At 67.1% G+C, this 17,469-nt stretch carries 18 protein-coding genes and 1 tRNA gene; 14 read left to right on the plus strand and 5 right to left on the minus strand.

Features of this window, described 5'->3' with window-relative positions; translation table 11 throughout:
* Window positions 1–50 precede the first annotated feature (50 nt).
* Window positions 51–127, plus strand: a tRNA-Met gene (locus tag ABD719_RS03295).
* 237 nt (window positions 128–364) lie between these two features.
* Here ABD719_RS03295 and ABD719_RS03300 read toward each other — a convergent pair.
* Window positions 365–1,240, minus strand: coding sequence for a LysR family transcriptional regulator (locus ABD719_RS03300; protein WP_344691965.1), 876 nt, complete (start codon window positions 1,238–1,240; stop codon window positions 365–367).
* 93 nt (window positions 1,241–1,333) lie between these two features.
* On the opposite strand from ABD719_RS03300, the gene ABD719_RS03305 reads away from it, so the two are divergent.
* Genes ABD719_RS03305 through ABD719_RS03325 form a run of 5 tightly spaced genes read left to right on the plus strand, consistent with a single transcriptional unit; the run spans window position 1,334 to window position 7,269 of the window.
* Window positions 1,334–2,503: an isovaleryl-CoA dehydrogenase gene (locus ABD719_RS03305; protein ID WP_344691966.1), complete on the plus strand. Its 1,170-nt coding sequence runs from the start codon at window positions 1,334–1,336 to the stop codon at window positions 2,501–2,503.
* Entirely contained in the window at window positions 2,503–4,098 is a 1,596-nt protein-coding gene (locus ABD719_RS03310) for a carboxyl transferase domain-containing protein (protein WP_344691967.1), read from the plus strand. The genes ABD719_RS03305 and ABD719_RS03310 overlap by 1 nt, the downstream gene beginning before the upstream one ends.
* A gap of 5 nt (window positions 4,099–4,103) precedes the next feature.
* Entirely contained in the window at window positions 4,104–5,957 is a 1,854-nt protein-coding gene (locus ABD719_RS03315; RefSeq protein ID WP_344691968.1) for an acetyl/propionyl/methylcrotonyl-CoA carboxylase subunit alpha, read from the plus strand.
* Entirely contained in the window at window positions 5,957–6,424 is a 468-nt protein-coding gene (locus ABD719_RS03320) for a MaoC family dehydratase (RefSeq protein WP_344691969.1), read from the plus strand. The genes ABD719_RS03315 and ABD719_RS03320 overlap by 1 nt, the downstream gene beginning before the upstream one ends.
* A complete protein-coding gene (locus ABD719_RS03325; protein ID WP_344691970.1) occupies window positions 6,421–7,269 on the plus strand; it encodes an HpcH/HpaI aldolase/citrate lyase family protein in 849 nt (282 codons plus the stop codon). Before ABD719_RS03320 ends, ABD719_RS03325 begins: the two co-directional genes overlap by 4 nt.
* Window positions 7,270–7,474: 205 nt before the next feature.
* Here the strand turns inward: ABD719_RS03325 and gyrB are convergent, their stop codons facing one another.
* Together gyrB and ABD719_RS03335 are read right to left on the minus strand one after the other, a co-directional pair.
* Window positions 7,475–10,018 carry a DNA topoisomerase (ATP-hydrolyzing) subunit B gene (gene gyrB / locus ABD719_RS03330; RefSeq protein WP_344691971.1) on the minus strand — a complete coding sequence of 848 codons (2,544 nt, stop codon included), beginning with the start codon at window positions 10,016–10,018 and terminating at the stop codon, window positions 7,475–7,477.
* An 88-nt stretch (window positions 10,019–10,106) separates the two neighbouring features.
* A complete protein-coding gene (locus tag ABD719_RS03335) occupies window positions 10,107–10,607 on the minus strand; it encodes an outer membrane protein assembly factor BamE (protein WP_344691972.1) in 501 nt (166 codons plus the stop codon).
* Between the two features lie 153 nt (window positions 10,608–10,760).
* Between ABD719_RS03335 and ABD719_RS03340 the strand changes: the two genes are divergently transcribed.
* The 5 genes from ABD719_RS03340 to ABD719_RS03360 all read left to right on the plus strand — a co-directional run bounded on the left by ABD719_RS03340 (window position 10,761) and on the right by ABD719_RS03360 (window position 13,955).
* Window positions 10,761–11,288 carry a ubiquinol-cytochrome C chaperone family protein gene (locus ABD719_RS03340; protein WP_344691973.1) on the plus strand — a complete coding sequence of 176 codons (528 nt, stop codon included), beginning with the start codon at window positions 10,761–10,763 and terminating at the stop codon, window positions 11,286–11,288.
* Window positions 11,285–11,806 carry a YceD family protein gene (locus ABD719_RS03345; protein ID WP_344691974.1) on the plus strand — a complete coding sequence of 174 codons (522 nt, stop codon included), beginning with the start codon at window positions 11,285–11,287 and terminating at the stop codon, window positions 11,804–11,806. Before ABD719_RS03340 ends, ABD719_RS03345 begins: the two co-directional genes overlap by 4 nt.
* A gap of 109 nt (window positions 11,807–11,915) precedes the next feature.
* Complete coding sequence (locus ABD719_RS03350) at window positions 11,916–12,677, plus strand: hypothetical protein (protein ID WP_344691975.1); 762 nt, start codon at window positions 11,916–11,918, stop codon at window positions 12,675–12,677.
* Entirely contained in the window at window positions 12,674–13,483 is an 810-nt protein-coding gene (locus tag ABD719_RS03355; RefSeq protein WP_344691976.1) for a metallophosphoesterase family protein, read from the plus strand. Before ABD719_RS03350 ends, ABD719_RS03355 begins: the two co-directional genes overlap by 4 nt.
* A gap of 94 nt (window positions 13,484–13,577) precedes the next feature.
* On the plus strand, window positions 13,578–13,955 hold the full coding sequence (locus ABD719_RS03360; RefSeq protein WP_344691977.1) for a hypothetical protein: 378 nt from the start codon (window positions 13,578–13,580) through the stop codon (window positions 13,953–13,955).
* 15 nt (window positions 13,956–13,970) lie between these two features.
* On the opposite strand, the gene ABD719_RS03365 is transcribed toward ABD719_RS03360, so the two are convergent.
* Window positions 13,971–14,348, minus strand: a complete 378-nt coding sequence (locus ABD719_RS03365; RefSeq protein ID WP_344691978.1) for a hypothetical protein — start codon at window positions 14,346–14,348, stop codon at window positions 13,971–13,973.
* Window positions 14,349–14,462: 114 nt separating this feature from the next.
* On the opposite strand from ABD719_RS03365, the gene ABD719_RS03370 reads away from it, so the two are divergent.
* Entirely contained in the window at window positions 14,463–15,899 is a 1,437-nt protein-coding gene (locus ABD719_RS03370; RefSeq protein WP_344691979.1) for a S41 family peptidase, read from the plus strand.
* Window positions 15,900–15,903: 4 nt separating this feature from the next.
* Here the strand turns inward: ABD719_RS03370 and ABD719_RS03375 are convergent, their stop codons facing one another.
* Window positions 15,904–16,464 carry a DUF3833 family protein gene (locus ABD719_RS03375; RefSeq protein WP_344691980.1) on the minus strand — a complete coding sequence of 187 codons (561 nt, stop codon included), beginning with the start codon at window positions 16,462–16,464 and terminating at the stop codon, window positions 15,904–15,906.
* Between ABD719_RS03375 and ABD719_RS03380 the strand changes: the two genes are divergently transcribed.
* Together ABD719_RS03380 and ung are read left to right on the plus strand one after the other, a co-directional pair.
* The gene (locus ABD719_RS03380; RefSeq protein WP_344691981.1) at window positions 16,463–16,768 is read left to right on the plus strand and encodes an alkylphosphonate utilization protein; all 306 of its coding nucleotides are present in this window, start codon (window positions 16,463–16,465) and stop codon (window positions 16,766–16,768) included. The two genes, ABD719_RS03375 and ABD719_RS03380, sit on opposite strands and share 2 nt — an antisense overlap.
* Window positions 16,768–17,463, plus strand: a complete 696-nt coding sequence (gene ung / locus ABD719_RS03385) for a uracil-DNA glycosylase (RefSeq protein ID WP_344691982.1) — start codon at window positions 16,768–16,770, stop codon at window positions 17,461–17,463. Before ABD719_RS03380 ends, ung begins: the two co-directional genes overlap by 1 nt.
* The last annotated feature ends 6 nt before the right edge of the window (window positions 17,464–17,469 follow it).

Below are 17,469 nucleotides of genomic sequence, written 5' to 3' on the forward strand. Positions count from 1 at the left end.
CCCCGCATCCCAACGGGGAAGGTACACGCCGGCACCAACAAGCCGGCCACCGCGGGGTGGAGCAGCCCGGTAGCTCGTCAGGCTCATAACCTGAAGGTCACAGGTTCAAATCCTGTCCCCGCAACCAAACACCCGACATACACCACCGCCTCGGTAGCTACACGCTCCGAGGTTCTTTGCGTTTCTATGGGATTTTTTACGTTGCTGCCAGCCGTGCCAATCATAGGCTGACGAACTTCAGGTCAAACTTGGCGATCGTCTTGCCTATTCCCGGTGCGCTCGCCTACAAATCACGAAATATACAGGCTGATTAAACATCGGGGACTAACTATCGATATCACCATTGTGGCGACGGGCATGGGCGCTATCGATCGTCGGTGACGGCAGCGACCAGTGCGTCGGCGATCTGGCGATGGGAGGCGGATTGCGCGTCGACATGCGCGGCATGGATCAGCCCGATGGTACGGGTGAAGTCGAAACCTTCCAGTGGGATGCGCACGACGCCGGCTTCGCGAAAACCATCGGGCATCACCGTCACCCCCAGGCCGGCCCGCACATAGCCCAGCGCCCTGTCGTCACTCGTCGTTCGCGCCGGGAAAAAGGGGCGGATACCGCGCGCCGTGAAGAACCGGCTGGTTTCCGACAGCAGTTCGCAGTGTCGGCGCAGGATCATGGGATCGTTCGCCAGTTCCTCGACGCGGATGCGAACACGCGTGGCGAGGGGATGCGCGGTGCCGAGGGCCAGCGAATAGCCTTCGATCAGGATCGGTCGTCCCCTGTCCGCATCGTCGTCGTCGCGCATGATCGTCACCGCCGCGTCAATCCGCCCTCGGGCCAGCCGGTGGCGCAGGTCCCGCTCCGTACCCTCGACGATTTCGATCCGGTCGCCGGTCGGGAAGGCGCGGCGTTCGTGCAGGATCTGCTCGGTCCAGCGCCGCGGCGTCGTCGACAATACTCCCAGGCGGAGCGTGCCGCCATCGACCGTGCCGACTACCTCGCGTTCAGCTGCGGCGAATTCCGCTTCGATCATCCGGGCATGGCCGAGCAGCCGGACCCCGGCATCGGTCAGCTCCACGCGGCGGTTGGTGCGGTGGAACAGCGACCGGCCGAGCGCCGCCTCCATCTTGGCGATGCCGACCGACAGCGTCGGTTGCGACACGTTGCAGGCCGCCGCGCCGCGCGAGAAATTACCGGTATCGACCACCGATAGGAAATAGCGGAGGTGATACCGGTCGATCATAGACATGATCTATGAACTTCCCCCGGCTCTTTCAATTTTGCATGCAGGCCGCATCGCCCTAAAAGTCGCGGCAACGATATTCGGGAGAGCAAGATGGCAGAGCTGGACTTTGGCCTGGGCGAGATGGCGGATACGATCCGCGATACGGTACGACGGTTCGCGCTCGACCGGATCGAGCCGATCGCGGCCCGTATCGACGCGGAGGACAGCTTCCCGCGCGAACTGTGGCCCGAGATGGGGGCGCTCGGTCTGCACGGCATCACCGTCGAGGAAGCGGATGGCGGCCTCGGTCTCGGTTATCTGGAGCATCTGATCGCCTGTGAGGAGATCAGCCGCTCGTCCGCCTCGGTCGGTCTCAGCTATGGCGCGCATTCCAATCTGTGCGTCAACCAGATCCGCCGCTGGGGCAATGCGGAGCAGAAGGCGAGATACCTGCCGAAGCTGATCTCGGGTGAGCATGTCGGTAGCCTCGCAATGTCAGAGGCCGGTGCCGGATCGGACGTCGTGTCGATGAAGCTGCGCGCCGACAAGGTCGATGGCGGATATCGCCTGAATGGCACGAAGTTCTGGATCACCAACGCACCCTATGCCGACACGCTGGTGGTCTATGCCAAGACGATCCCCGACGCGGGGTCGAAGGGCATCACCGCCTTCCTGATCGAAAAGGGCATGTCCGGTTTTTCGATCGGGCAGAAGATCGACAAGGTCGGGATGCGTGGATCGCCGACCGCCGAACTGGTGTTCGACGATTGCTTCGTCGCCGACGAACAGGTGATGGGGCCGCTGAACGGCGGCGTGAAGGTATTGATGTCGGGACTGGATTACGAGCGGGTGGTGCTGTCCGGCATCCAGCTCGGCATCATGCAGGCGTGCCTCGACGTCGTCCTGCCCTATGTCCGCGAGCGGAAACAATTTGGTCGGGCGATCGGCGAGTTCCAGCTGATGCAGGCGAAGATCGCCGACATGTACGTCGCGCTGAACACGTCGCGCGCCTATGTCTACGCGGTCGCCAAGGCGTGCGATGCGGGACGGACGACGCGGTTCGATGCGGCGGGCTGTATCCTGTTCGCGTCCGAGAATGCGGTGAAGGTCGCGAACGAGGCGATTCAGGCGCTGGGCGGCGCGGGCTATACGAAGGACTGGCCGGTCGAGCGTTACTGGCGCGACGCCAAGCTGCTCGACATCGGGGCTGGCACTAACGAGGTTCGGCGGATGCTCGTCGGGCGCGAACTGATCGGTCACGACGCACCGAAAGCGCAATAATGACAACGCTTACCACGCTGATCGACCCGGCCTCGGACGAATATCAGGCGAATGAGGCGCATAATCGCGGTCTGGCCGAGGCCTTGCGCGCGACCGTCGCGAAGACCGCACTGGGTGGTTCGGAGCAGCATCGCGCCCGGCACGTCTCGCGTGGCAAGCTGCTGCCCCGCGACCGGGTGGAACGGTTGCTCGATCCCGGCTCGCCGTTCCTGGAGGTCGGCGCGCTGGCGTCGAGCGGGATGTACGACGATGGCGCGCCCGGCGCGGGCGTGATCGCCGGGATCGGCCGCGTTTCCGGGCGCGAGTGCATGATCGTCGCCAACGATGCGACGGTGAAGGGCGGTGCCTATTTCCCGATGACGGTGAAGAAGCATCTCCGCGCGCAGGAGATCGCACGCGAGAACCGCCTGCCCTGCATCTATCTGGTCGACAGCGGCGGCGCGAACCTGCCGCATCAGGCGGAGGTGTTCCCGGATCGCGAGCATTTCGGCCGCATCTTCTTCAACCAGGCGCAGATGTCGGCGGAGGGCATTCCACAGATCGCCTGCGTGATGGGCAGTTGTACCGCCGGCGGTGCCTATGTCCCGGCGATGGCCGATGAAAGCGTGATCGTGCGCAATCAGGGCACGATCTTTCTCGCCGGGCCGCCGCTGGTGAAGGCGGCGACGGGTGAGGTGATCTCCGCCGAGGAACTGGGCGGGGCGGAGACGCACGGCCGTAAATCCGGCGTCGTCGATCACGTCGCCGAGAATGACGAACACGCCCTGCTGATCGTGCGCGATATCGTCGCGACGCTGAACCGGCCCAAGGCGGTGGACATCGAGATCACCGCGCCGCGTCCGCCGAAGCTGGACCCGGCGGAACTCTACGGCCTCGTACCGCAGGACGTGCGCGCGCCCTATGACGTGCGCGAGGTGATCGGGCGGCTGGTCGACGGATCGGAGTTCCACGAATTCAAGGCGCTGTACGGCACTACCCTCGTGTGCGGCTTTGCCCGCATCTGGGGGATGCCGGTCGCGATCCTCGCTAATAACGGCGTGCTGTTTTCCGAATCTGCGCTGAAGGGCGCGCATTTCATCGAACTGGCGTGCCAGCGGCGGGTGCCGTTGCTGTTCCTCCAGAACATCTCCGGCTTCATGGTTGGCGGCAAGTACGAGGCGGAAGGGATCGCCAAGAACGGCGCGAAGCTGGTCACCGCCGTCGCCACTGCATCGGTGCCGAAGATCACGGTACTGATCGGCGGCAGCTTCGGCGCGGGCAATTACGGTATGTGCGGGCGCGCCTATGGCCCACGCTTCCTGTTCACCTGGCCCAATGCCCGCATCTCGGTGATGGGCGGCGAGCAGGCGGCGAGCGTGCTGGCCACCGTCCACCGCGATGCCGAAAGCTGGACGCCCGAACAGGCCGAAGCCTTCAAGGCGCCGGTTCGCCAGAAATACGAGGATGAGGGCAATCCCTATTACGCCACCGCGCGACTGTGGGACGACGGCATCATCGACCCCGTGCAGACCCGCGACGTCCTCGGGCTCGCCTTTTCCGCCACGCTGAACGCGCCGATTCCCAAGCGCGCGCAGTTCGGCCTGTTCCGGATGTGATGGTGATGATCCAGAGCCTGTTGATCGCCAATCGCGGCGAGATCGCCCGCCGCATCATCCACACCGCGAAGCGGCTGGGTATCCGTACCATCGCGGTCCATTCCGACGTCGATGCCGACATGCCGTTCGTGCGCGAGGCGGACGCGGCGGTATGCATCGGCACCGCCGCCGCCATCGACAGCTATCTACGGCAGGACCGCTTGCTGGAAGCGGCACGCGCGACGGGCGCGGCGGCGATCCACCCCGGTTATGGCTTCCTGTCGGAGAATGCCGAATTCGCCGAGGCGGTGGTCGCGGCCGGACTGGTCTGGGTCGGTGCGCCGCCCGCCGCGATCCGGGCGATGGGATTGAAGGATGCCGCCAAGGAACGGATGATCGCCGCCGGTGTGCCGGTGACGCCCGGCTATCTGGGCGCGGATCAGTCGCCCGAACGCCTGCAATCCGAAGCCGACGCGATCGGCTATCCGGTGCTCATCAAGGCGGTCGCCGGTGGCGGCGGCAAGGGGATGCGCAAGGTCGATGCCGCGGCCGACTTTGCCGAGATGCTCGAAAGCTGCAAGCGCGAGGCTGCGGCCTCGTTCGGCAACACGCAGGTGCTGATCGAGAAATACATCCTGTCGCCCCGCCATATCGAGGTGCAGGTGTTCGGCGACACCCATGGCGGGGCCGTCCACCTGTTCGAACGCGACTGTTCGCTGCAACGCCGCCATCAGAAAGTGATTGAGGAAGCCCCCGCGCCGGGCATGGATGCGGCCACGCGCGCGGCGGTGTGCGACGCGGCGGTGCGCGCGGCCAGGGCGGTCGATTATGTCGGCGCGGGCACGATCGAGTTCATCGCCGACGGGTCCGAGGGGCTGCGCGCCGACCGCATCTGGTTCATGGAAATGAACACGCGGTTGCAGGTCGAGCATCCGGTGACGGAAGCGATCACGGGACAGGATCTGGTCGAATGGCAGCTCCGCGTCGCATCGGGCGAGCCGTTGCCGAAGCGGCAGGAGGAATTGTCGATCACCGGCTGGGCGATGGAGGCGCGGCTCTATGCCGAGAACCCGTCGACCGGCTTCCTGCCCTCGACCGGCCCGCTCGACCGGCTGCGTTTTCCGGGCGACGTCCGCATCGACAGCGGCGTCGAGGAGGGCGGTGCGGTCACGCCTTGGTACGATCCGATGATCGCCAAGCTGATCGTTCACGGCGCCAGCCGGCGTGAGGCGGCGGCGAAGCTGGCAGCGGCGGCGCGGGGCACGCAGGTGTGGCCGGTCAGGACCAACGCCGCCTTTCTGGCACGCGCGGCGGCGCATCCCGATTTCGTCGCGGGGCACGTCGATACCGGCTTTATCGAGCGTCATGCGGATGCGTTGATCCCGTCGGCCGAGCCGTCCCCGGCGGTGCTGGCGGCGGCGGCGGGAGCGATCCTGCCCGTCTCCACCGGCGATCCGTGGACCAGCCTGCGCGGCTTCCGGGCCAACGCCGCACCGTCGCCGCGGATCGAGGTGGAGGTCGCGGGCAAGCCGTATCTCGTCACCGACGCGCCGGGCACCGGCGTGGTCGTGGCGGACGGCGTGCTGTTCCTCGACGGCGAGGCATGGCCGTTCGGTCCACGCCGCGCCGATCATGTCGCGGGCGGCGGCGACGGTGACGGCGCGATCCTGTCGCCGATGCCGGGCCGCGTGATCGCGGTGCTGGTCACGGCGGGGCAGGCGGTGAGCAAGGGCGAACGGATGCTGGTGCTGGAGGCGATGAAGATGGAGCAGGCGCTGCTGGCCCCGTTCGACGGCATCGTCGCCGACCTGAAAGTGGCCGAAGGCGCACAGGTGCCCGAGGGCACGCTGCTGGTGCGCATCGACAGGGGAGAGAGTTGATGGCCGGACGTTTCTACGACCAGTGGACGGTCGGTGACCGGATCGTCCACGACATCCGCCGCACCGTGACCGAGACGGACAACCTCCTGTTCTCGACCATGACGCACAACCCGCAGCCGCTGCATCTGGATGCGGAGGCGGCGCGGGCGAGCGAGTTCGGCCAGATACTCGTCAACGGCACCTTCACCTTCGCGCTGATGGTCGGGCTGTCGGTCGGCGACACCACGCTCGGTACGCTGGTCGCCAATCTCGGTTATGACAGGCTGGTGATGCCGAAGCCGGTGTTCCTCGGTGACACGCTGCGTGCCGAAACCGAGGTGCATGAGGTGAAGGACAGCCGGTCACGGCCGGATGCCGGTATCGTCACGTTCTCGCACCGCATGCTCAACCAGCGCGACGAGATTGTCTGCCAATGCCTGCGCAGTGCGCTCCTGAAGCGCGCCGTTGCCGGGCAGGTCGGGGCATGAGGCTGCGATCGCTGTTGTTCGTGCCCGGTGACCGGCCCGAACGGTTCGACAAGGCCGCCGCCAGCGGTGCCGACGCGCTGATCCTCGATCTGGAGGATTCGGTGTCGGCCGCGAACAAGCATGTCGCGCGCGCCGCAGTGGCGGCCAGGCTCGCCGCGCGTAGCGGCATCGCGACGTTCGTGCGGGTCAATCCGCTCGATACCGATCTGTTGGCGGACGATGTCGCCGCGCTGCACGGCCTGTCGCCGGATGCGATCGTGATGCCTAAGGCGGAGGGTGCAGACAGCGTCCGGCTGCTCGCCCGGCGGCTGGCAGCGGCGGGGATCGATGCACCGATCCTGCCGATCGCCACCGAGACGCCGGTCGCGATCTTCCAGCTCGGCAGCTATGCCGACGCGGGTGTGCCATTGGCGGGACTGACCTGGGGCGCAGAGGATTTGCCTGCCGCGATCGGCGCGGCGACCTCGCGCGAGGTGGACGGCCGCTACACCGCACCCTATGACATGGTGCGGTCGCTGGCGTTGTTCGGTGCCCATGCGGCGGGCGTGCCGGCGATCGAGACGGTGTATCCGGCATTCCGCGATCTCGACGGACTGGATGCCTATGCCCGGCGCGCGGCGCGGGACGGCTTCACCGGCATGATGGCGATCCACCCGACCCAGATCGCGACGATCAACGCCGCCTTTTCACCCGACGAGCGACAGGTGGCGGCGGCGCGGGCGATCATCGCCGCCTTCGCCGCCGCCCCGGATGCGGGGGCGTTGCAGGTCGATGGCCGCATGGTGGACGCCCCGCACCTGAAACAGGCGCAGCGCCTGCTCGATCGCGTCGACGGGACGCCATAGAGCCGGATGTCATCTGGCTGAACCAGATGTCCGTCATTGCGAGCATAGCGAAGCAATCCAGGGCGTCCTGATCCGGCGCTGGATTGCTTCGCTGTGCTCGCAATGACGGATCGGGTGAGCCCAATGTCATCCTGCCGTAGAGTCCATTGGGAAACTCGCGAAAGGGCGAGTTTCCCAATGGACTTTTAAACCGGGCCGGCTCCGGTCACACGTCCAGATTAGCGACGTTCAGCGCATTGTCCTGGATGAACTCGCGCCGTGGCTCCACCACCTCGCCCATCAGCTGCGTGAAGATCATGTCCGCCGCCGACACATCGTCGCTGGTCACGCGCAGCATCGTGCGGTTCGACGGATCGAGCGTGGTTTCCCACAGCTGTTCGGCGTTCATCTCGCCCAGCCCCTTGTAGCGCTGGATGGCGAGGCCCTTGCGCCCTGCGGCAAGGATCGCATCCAGCAACTGCGAGGGCCGCGCGACCCGCGATTCGCCACGGGCCAGCGTGGTCTTTTCGCCATTCTCGTCGGTGGGGGCATCGTCGCCCTCACGGTCCTCGTCCTCGGGGGCGGTCGCCTGCGCCGCGCCGCGCGCGGGCACCAGCTTGCCGGCCTGGGCGAAACTGTCGGCCTGTTCGGCCGACAGCGTGTGCAGCTTGCGCGCCTCCGCCGAGGCGATGAAGCTCGCCTCGACGATGTGGTGGTCGGTCACGCCGCGCCAGCGCCGCTCGAAATGGATGCCGCCATCCTCGGTCAGGCGCGCGGTCCACGTCGCCTCGCCGACGGTGCCGGTCTCTCCCGATTCCAGCCGCCGCGTCACTTCCGCGACGGTCGCCTGCCGCTGTTCGCGGGTCAGCGCGGGGTCGAGCGCGCCGCCCAGTGCCAGCACCTCGATGATCGACGGATCGTAGCGGCGCGGGACGTAGCGCATCAGCGTGCGCATCCGCCGCGCGTGATCGGTCAGGTCCTTCAGGTCGCGGCCGGTGCGGGCGCCCACCGCCGTCTCGAACACCATCGTCTGCACGCCGCCCTCGACCAGATATTCGTCGAGCGCGGTATCGTCCTTCAGATAGACCTCCGACCGGCCCTTGGTCGCCTTGTACAGCGGCGGCTGCGCGATGAAGAGGTGCCCGCGCTCGATCAGTTCGGGCATCTGGCGGTAGAAGAAGGTCAGCAGCAGAGTGCGGATGTGCGCGCCGTCGACGTCTGCGTCGGTCATGATGACGACCTTGTGATACCGCAGCTTGTCCGCGTTGAAATCGTCGCGGCCGATGCCGGTGCCCATCGCCTGGATCAGCGTCCCGATCTCCTTGGACGAGATCATCCGGTCGAACCGGGCGCGCTCGGTGTTCAGGATCTTGCCGCGCAGGGGAAGGATCGCCTGGAAATGGCGGTCGCGGCCCTGCTTCGCGGAACCGCCGGCTGAATCACCCTCGACCAGAAACAGTTCGGACTTGGCGGGATCGCGTTCCTGGCAATCGGCCAGCTTGCCGGGCAGCGATGCGATATCCATCGCGCCCTTGCGCCGGGTCAGTTCACGCGCACGCTTCGCCGCCTCGCGCGCGGCGGCGGCGTCGATGATCTTGCCGACGATGCTGCGCCCATGCGCGGGGTTTTCCTCCAGCCATTCCGCCAGCTTGTCCGCCATCAGGCTTTCGAGCGGCTGCCGCACCTCGGACGAGACCAGCTTGTCCTTGGTCTGCGAGCTGAACTTCGGGTCGGGCAGCTTGACCGAGACGATCGCGGTCAGCCCCTCGCGCATGTCGTCACCGGTCAGGCTGACCTTTTCCTTCTTCAGTAACCCCGATTTCTCGGCATAGTTGTTGAGCGTGCGGGTCAGCGCCGCACGGAACGCGGCCAGATGCGTACCGCCGTCGCGCTGCGGGATGTTGTTGGTGAAGGCGAGGACGTTCTCGTAATAGCTGTCGTTCCATTCCAGCGCGACGTCGATGCCCACTTCATCCCGCTGGCCGTGGATCGCGATCGGTTCGGGGAACAGCGGCGTCTTGGCGCGGTCCAGCCACTTCACGAACGCGGCGATACCGCCCTCGTAATACAGCTCCACCGTCTTGGGCTCTTCATGCCGTCCATCGGTCAGGAACAGACGCACGCCCGAATTGAGGAAGGCCAGTTCGCGGTAGCGGTGCTCCAGCTTCTCGAAGTCGAACTCCAGGATCTTGAACGTGGCGGGGGAGGGGAGGAAGGTGACGCGCGTCCCCTTCTGGCCGGGTGCCGCGGGGCCGACCACCTTCAGCGGCGCCACGGCGTCGCCGAATGCGAAGCGCATGTAATGCTCCTCGCCATCACGCCAGATCGTCAGGTCGAGGAACTCGCTGAGCGCGTTCACCACCGACACGCCGACGCCGTGCAGGCCGCCCGAGACCTTGTAGGCATTGTCGTCGCTGGTGTTCTCGAACTTCCCGCCGGCGTGCAGCTGGGTCATGATGACCTCGGCCGCCGACACGCCCTCCTCGGGGTGGATGCCAGTCGGGATGCCGCGACCGTTGTCGGTGACGCTGACCGACCCATCGGGGTTCAGGACGATGTCGATGCGGTCGCAATGCCCGGCCAGCGCCTCGTCGATCGCGTTGTCGCTGACCTCGAACACCATGTGGTGCAGGCCCGATCCGTCATCGGTGTCGCCGATATACATGCCGGGCCGCTTGCGGACGGCATCCAGGCCCTTCAGCACCTTGATCGACGAGGCGCCATAGTCGGAGGTATTGGCGGGATTCTGCGAATTCTGCGGAGTGGTCATGCCCGATCTATAGCCGGGCGGGCCGCCAATCCCAACTGCAATCCGCCCATTTCTGCCGTGCAGGCCGGGCGGATCGCGGGCAGGCCGCTCAGGGGTTGGTGCGCCCGCCGCCATTGGCGCCGCCGCCACCCGGTCCGCCACCGCCCGCCGCGCCGACCGTGCCGATATTGCCGAACAGGTCCTGGAAGAAACCGCGCTGGCGACCCAGCGTCGGCGTCGTCTTGCCATAGGGGCTGATCGAGGCGACCTGCGACACGTCGCCGCGGCGGATCGCGGTGACGTTGCCGGCGGGATCGAAGCTGATCTGGATGGTGATCTGCGACTTCACCTTGGGCGTCTGGAACCCGTAGTTGCGGCTGTCGCGGGCGACATAGTACCAGTCGCCCTGGCCATCGGGCGCGAACTGGCCGGACACGCTGGGCTGGCCCAGCACCTGCGCCACCGATTGCCGGGTGTCGACGCCCGGCTGCACCGAATTGACCAGATCGGCATCGATCACATAACCCTGATGCGAGCGCAGCGGCGCACAGCCGCCGACCGCGACCCCGACGATAAGCCCAGCGACAAGCGCGGCGGACGGGAAACGCATGGGGATCACTCCAGACGGGCACGCAAGCGATATGACGGGGCGGCCGCGCGCCCGCGATTGCATCGGCCACCGATCGCCTCGATATGCGAGGAGCCCGCAGCGCACAAGCCATGCACCGCCGGGCATGGTGGCCGGAGCGGGGCGACGGGAGAAATGCGGGTGAACTGGTGGAAGCGGATAAGGGGAGCGCACCGTGACGAGGCGATATTGCCGCTGTACCGGGCGGTGGTCGCTCGTGGCCGCGCGCCGCACTGGTATCTCGACGGGGCGGTGCCCGATACGCTGGACGGCCGGTTCGACATGATCGCCGCGGTGCTGGCGATAGTGCTGCTGCGGCTGGAGGAACGTCCCGATGAACAGGCCGTCGCGGCCGGTCCCTCGGCTGCGCTGACCGAGCATTTCGTCGACGACATGGACGCGCAGCTCCGCCAGATCGGTTTCGGCGACATGGTCGTCGGCAAGCAGGTCGGCCGGATGATGGCGGCGCTGGGCGGGCGGCTCGGCGCCTATCGCGACGGGCTGGCGACCGGCAGTCTCGCCGAGGCGCTGGTCCGCAACCTGTATCGCGGCGATCCGCCCGCACCCACCGCGCTCGCCCATGCCGAGCATCATCTGCGCACGCTGCGCACCACCCTGTCCGCCACGCCGCTGGCCAGCCTGATCGCCGGAGAATTGCCATGACCACCCCCGAATGGAGCCGTCCCGAGCGCCTCGATGCGATCGCGCATGACGAGCGCGCCGTGACGATCGAGGCCGACGAAACCGAACGGGCCGCGGTCGCCCGCCGGTTCGACCTTGTCGCGATCGACCGGCTGTCCGCGCACCTGACGATGCGCCGCGACGGGGCGGGTATCCTCGTCACCGGACGGGTGACGGCGGCGGTGGTGCAGGCCTGCTCGGTCACCGCCGAGCGGCTGGCCGTGACGGTCGACGAGCCGGTGCTGGTCCGGTTCGTCGAACCCGTGGCCGAGGAGGACGAGATCGAACTGTCCGCCGACGCGCTCGACACGATCGAGATCGAAGGCGGTGCGATCGACCTGGGGGAGGCGGCGGCGCAGACGATGGCGCTGGCGCTTGATCCCTTCCCGCGCGGCCCGAATGCCGGCAAGGTGCTGAAGGCCGCGGGCGTCATCGGCGAGGACGAGGCCCGGCCGCTCGGAGCGCTTGCCGGGTTGAAGGCGTTGCTCCAGAAGGAGTGACGACTCCCGGCGTTTCACCTGCAGCCGGCACCCGTAAACCATCGGTTCACGGGCAGGACGGCATGGCGTATGCGATGGCGGATACGTAAAGTACGTAAAGGTGGACCGGATGCCGGATGACAGGGTGGCCGATCGGGTGTCGGCCGACATGGAACGGATCTTCCGGCGGCATCCCCAGGCCGCCGAGACATCGGCGGCAGAGCGTGCCGCCAGCAGCAGGTCGCGCGAGTTCGTCGTCCAGACGCCACCGGCCACTCGCGCGCCGTCGCGGGTCGTGCGCGTGGTGACGATCATCGTCCCCCTGCTCGCCATTGCCGTAATAGCATTCCTGTTCCTCCAGATCGGCGCGGACCGGCGACCGGCGGCGGCGCTGGCCCAGCCCAGTCCGGTCAGGCGATCCATCGCCGTACCGCCCGCCCGGTCGATACCGGCGACCTATCGCGCCGCCGCGCCCGTCGTCGCCGCTGACGAAGCGGACATGCCTGCGGAGGCGGTCGCTTCTCCGGGCATGGAAAGGCCCGCCACTACGTCCGCCGTGCCCGCGCGCCAACCGCGCGCGGGCACGCGGACGATGACCGCCGCCACGGCGCCGTCCGCCGCAACCGACGATGGCTGCCGCCCCGGCAGCGAGGAGAACCGCTGCATCTATCGCGAGGTGCGGGCAGCCGATCGTCGTCTCGTCGCCGCCTATCATGCCGCCACCGCGGCGGGGGTGCCGCGGCGCGAAATGCTGGCGGTGCGCCGCATCTGGACGCGGGCGCTGGCGGTATCGCTCGACGATCCTGACGGCACGATCCGTACCTATGACGAGCTTGCCGCCCGGTTGCGCGACGCCGCGCGGCAGGCGCAGGCGGATGACGACCGGCCATGACCGGCCCGGATAGCACGCTCGACGCGGAGTCGGATTGGGAGGTCGGGCCGCACGCATCGGTCGAGGGACGGCTGGTCTATGCGATTGGCGACGTCCACGGGTGCTACGATATCCTGACCAGACTGCTGGCGATGATCGCCGACGATGTGGCGGCGCGCGGGCAGGGACGGCGGCCGCTGCTGGTCTTCGTCGGGGATTATGTCGATCGCGGACCGGCGACCGCCAAGGTATTGTCGTCGCTGGTCTGGTTGCAACGCCATGCCCCGTTCGAGCCGCGCTTCCTGAAGGGTAATCACGAGGAGATGCTGCTCGCGTGGCTCGACGATCCGGCGGAGGCACGCGGCTGGCTACGGGTGGGCGGGGCGGAGACGTTGCGGTCCTATGCGGTCGAACCACCTGCCGAGGTCGATGCGATCGACGATCACCTGCGCGCGCGCGACGATCTGCTCGAACGGATGCCCGCCTCGCACATGCGGTTCCTGCAGGCGCTGGAACTGACGCTGACGCTGGGCGACTACGCCTTCGTCCATGCCGGCGTGCGGCCCGGCGTGCCGCTGCGCAAACAGGTACCCGCCGATCTGCTGTGGATCCGCGAACCGTTCCTCAGCCATGGCAAGCGGTTCGAAAAGGTCATCGTCCATGGCCATACTTGGGATTCGGCGGAACCGATGATCCGGGAACAGCGGATCGGCATCGATACCGGCGTCTATCGAACCGGCGTGCTGACCGCGCTCAGGCTGGAGGACGGGCGGATCGGTTGTTTCCAGGCCAAGGGGGCCGGCGATCCACTCGCGATCAGGCTGTGACGGCGGACGTTTGTCATGCTTTGTATTGCCGCCCGACAACTTCTATGAACGATGGTCCATCCTGCCCAGACCCCTGCCGGAGCCACCGTCACGCATGTTGAAGATCCGTCTCTGGGCCGCCTTGTGGGCGGCGACGACCATCGTTCTGGCGTTGCTGCTGTTCATCACGCCATCGGCGGATCTTGCTCTGCCGATCCTGCTGGCCATCGCCGCGTTGTGCCTCGCGATCGTGACGCCGTTCGAGGCGACGAAGCGCGCCGCGCGTCTGCGCGTCGTGGCGGCATGCGGCGCCTATGCCGGCATCTGCGTGGGCGCGCTGGGTTGGGCGATCTGGCAGGGACAGTCGTTCGGCATCCTCGCGCTGCTCGCGATCATGGTGGCGTTCGGACTGTTCCTGTCCGGCTGGGCATGGACGACGCGGGCGCGCAAGCACCGCACCGGCTGGGGCGGCTATTACGACCGCGCCGATTAAGCGCTTGACCCTGCTTCAGCCGGGCTGGCGTTCGGCGCGGGAGGACGGCGATACCTTGTTGACGGCCGCGGTGCCCGACTTGTCGATCGTGATGACCCAGCGCGTGCTGCGGTCGCAGGTCACCACCCAGGCGGGTTTACCCTCAATCGCGGCGATGCCGTCTTCCTCCGTCACCTCTTGGCATTCCTCGCCGGCGTCGCGGATCGCGCGCAGGAATACACCCTGTCGCAGACGGGGGGAAAGCGCCGTGATCCGCGCCGCATAACCACCATCGGGTGCTGCTGCCGCAGCGTTGTCGGCCGTGTTATCGGCCGCTTCCGTGGCAGGTCCACCGGTGCCGCAGGCAGCCAGCATCAGCAGGGGAAGCGAGGCGACGAGCATCGATCGAATCATGAGGGGTCCTCCTGATCGCCCAAACGAGCGATCCACCGGCTGGTTGCGCATGTGATTTTCTCTCTGACGGCGTGGTGGCGATCGGCTAGACATACTTTGATACAGGGGGATTCGATGAAGTCCAAGTTCGCCGGGATGCTTGCCATGGTCGCGCTGCTGTCCGCCTGCGGCGGTGGTGACGGCAGCGGCGGCGGTGGTACGTTCACCGGCGGCACGACGACCGCAGGCGGCGGTGCGGGGGGCGCAGGGTGTTCGCTGCTGGAACGCCAGAACTGGGCGGCGGCGCAGTTGCGTGAATGGTATCTGTTTCCCGAACTGCTGCCCGCCTCGTCGAACCCGGCCGGCTATGGCAATGTCGACGATTATATCGATGCGCTGACCGCCACCGCGCGCAGCCAGCGCAAGGATCGCTATTTCACCTACCTGACCTCGATCCGCCAAGAGGACGCCTATTACAACGCCGGCACCAGCGGCGGGTTCGGTGTGCGCCTGTCCTACGATACGCTCGCCCGGCGCGTGTTCGTGGCGGAATCATTCGAGGGGGCCCCCGCGCTGGCCGCGGGGATCGACCGCGGGGCGGAGATCGTATCGATTGGCACCAGTGCCGCCAATCTTGCCTCGGTGGCGTCGATCATGGCTGCGAGCGGGCCTAATGGCGTGCTGACCGCGCTCGGCCCCGATACGGCGGGAACGACCCGGGTGTTGCGCATCACGGGCGGGGGTGGCGGGCAACGCGACGTGACGGTTACCAAGGCCGATTATGCGCTGACCCCGATCTCGTCGCGTTATGGCGTGCAGATATTGAACGATGGCGGCCGGCAGGTCGGCTATGTCAACCTGCGCACCTTCATCGGCACCGCCGATCCGGCGCTGCGCGATGCCTTTGCCCGGTTCAGGGCAGCGGGGATCACGCAGGTGATCGTCGACCTGCGGTACAATGGCGGTGGCGCGATCGTGATCGCCGAGTTGTTCAGCGATCTGCTGGGCGGGCAACGCTCCACTGCGGACGTGCAGAGCCGTACCGTCTTCCGGCCTGACAAGTCGTCGAACAATTCGATCAGATATTATGGTCCGCAGCCACAGTCGATCGCAGCGACGCGGATCGCCTTCATCGGCACCGGCGGCACCGCCTCGGCCAGCGAACTCGTCATCAACGCGTCGATCCCCTATCTCGGCGCGAACGCCGGACTGATCGGCACCAATACCTATGGCAAACCGGTCGGCCAGATCGCGCGCGATCAGGCGGCCTGTGACGACCGGCTGCGCGTGGTGGCGCTGGCGACCCAGAACGCGGCACGGCAGGGTGACTATTACGACGGGCTGGCGGGCAAGGTGCAAGCCAGTTGCCAGGCGACCGACGACGTGAACTATCCGATGGGCGATCCGCGAGAGGCATCGACCAGGGCGGCGCTCGATTTCCTGGCGGGGCGTAGCTGCGGTGCGGCGATCGGCGATGCCGGCCTTCGCAGCGCGACGTCGGGCGGGCGGCGAGAATTGCTGACACCGATGCGGCCCAACACCGCGCAGCGCGAGGTGCCCGGGCTGCTGTAGGGCGTCAGTCGGTTTTGACGATCGTCTCGTCCAGCGACGCCACCGTCACGCCGAACCGTTTGGCGGTCAGCCGGTTCTGCGCGGAACGGCCATCGGGCGACAATGTCAGCCATTGCTCGACCGCGAAGCCGCCGGTGCTGGTGTAGCGCAGGTGCAGGCGATCACCGGTCGTCTCGCCGGTGATAGGTCCCTTCGCATCGGTCAGCGTGCCGGTATAGCGGCCCGGTGCGGTCGCGCGGATGCGCCACTGGCGCGACTTGGGGGCGGTGCCCTCGCGTGTCACGATCTGGTCGAGAATCAGGGTGTCGCCCTCGATCCGGCCCCGGCCCTGTACCGTGACCCGGTGGCTGCCGCGCAGGATCACCTTGAACAGGCCGTCTCCGCGTGTGCCGCCTTCGAAAAACCGGATCGCTTCAAACTCGGGCGGCGGCGGCGTGGCCGATGCGGCGGTGGCGAACAGGGCAAGGACGATCAGGGCGGAACGCATGGTCGAGCAACGCACCATGTCGCCGGCCGGACGCATGTGGTGGACCATCGCCGCCGCCTGCTCTAGCGGATGCAACATGAGCGACGACGATTATGTCTATGACGAGGCGAGCGGCGAATGGGTCGCGGCCTCCACCGTGCAGGATGCGGCGGTGGCGGATGCCGATACGGTGGTGGTCCGCGATGCCGTGGGCAACGTGCTGGCCGATGGCGATCAGGTGACGCTGATCAAGGACCTGACCGTCAAGGGCGCAGGGCAGACGTTGAAGCGTGGCACGTTGATCCGGTCCATCCGGCTGACCGGCGACGCGCAGGAGATCGACTGCAAGTTCGACGGGATCAAGGGGTTGGTGCTGCGCGCCGAGTTCGTGCGGAAGCGCTGATGACCGATCCGAAGATCGATCCGACCTGGCTGGAGCCGCTGCGCGAGGAGTTCGCCGGCCCCGCAATGGCAGCACTGCGTACTTTTCTGAAGGGCGAGAAGGCGGCGGGCAAGCGCATCTTCCCCCATTCCAGCGACTGGTTCCGCGCGCTGGAACTGACGCCGCTGCCCGCCGTGCGCGTCGTGATACTGGGGCAGGACCCCTATCATGGCGAGGGGCAGGCGCATGGCCTCTGCTTCTCCGTCCGGCCCGGCGTGAAGCCGCCGCCGAGCCTGCTCAACATCTACAAGGAAATGGCGACCGATTGCGGCATCCCGCCCGCCACGCACGGTTTCCTGGAGCATTGGGCCAGACAGGGTGTGCTGCTGCTCAACAGCGTGATGACGGTGGAAAACGGCAAGGCGGGATCGCACCAGAACCGGGGCTGGGAACGGTTCACCGATGCGGTCGTGCGGCTGGTGGCGGCAAAGCCGGAACCGGTCGTGTTCCTGCTTTGGGGCGCCTATGCCCAGAAGAAGGTAGCGTTCGTGCAGGACGTGGCGGCGGGCGGCCGCCATCTGGTGCTGAAGGCGCCGCACCCTTCGCCGCTGTCCGCGCATAATGGCTGGTTCGGCAGCAAGCCCTTCTCGCAGACCAACGCGTTTCTGGAACAGCACGGCCGCGGCACGATCGACTGGGCCTTGCCGCCGGTGTGACGGGGC

The organism is Sphingomonas cynarae (assembly GCF_039537815.1).
In the GTDB taxonomy this organism is placed as follows: domain Bacteria; phylum Pseudomonadota; class Alphaproteobacteria; order Sphingomonadales; family Sphingomonadaceae; genus Sphingomonas; species Sphingomonas cynarae.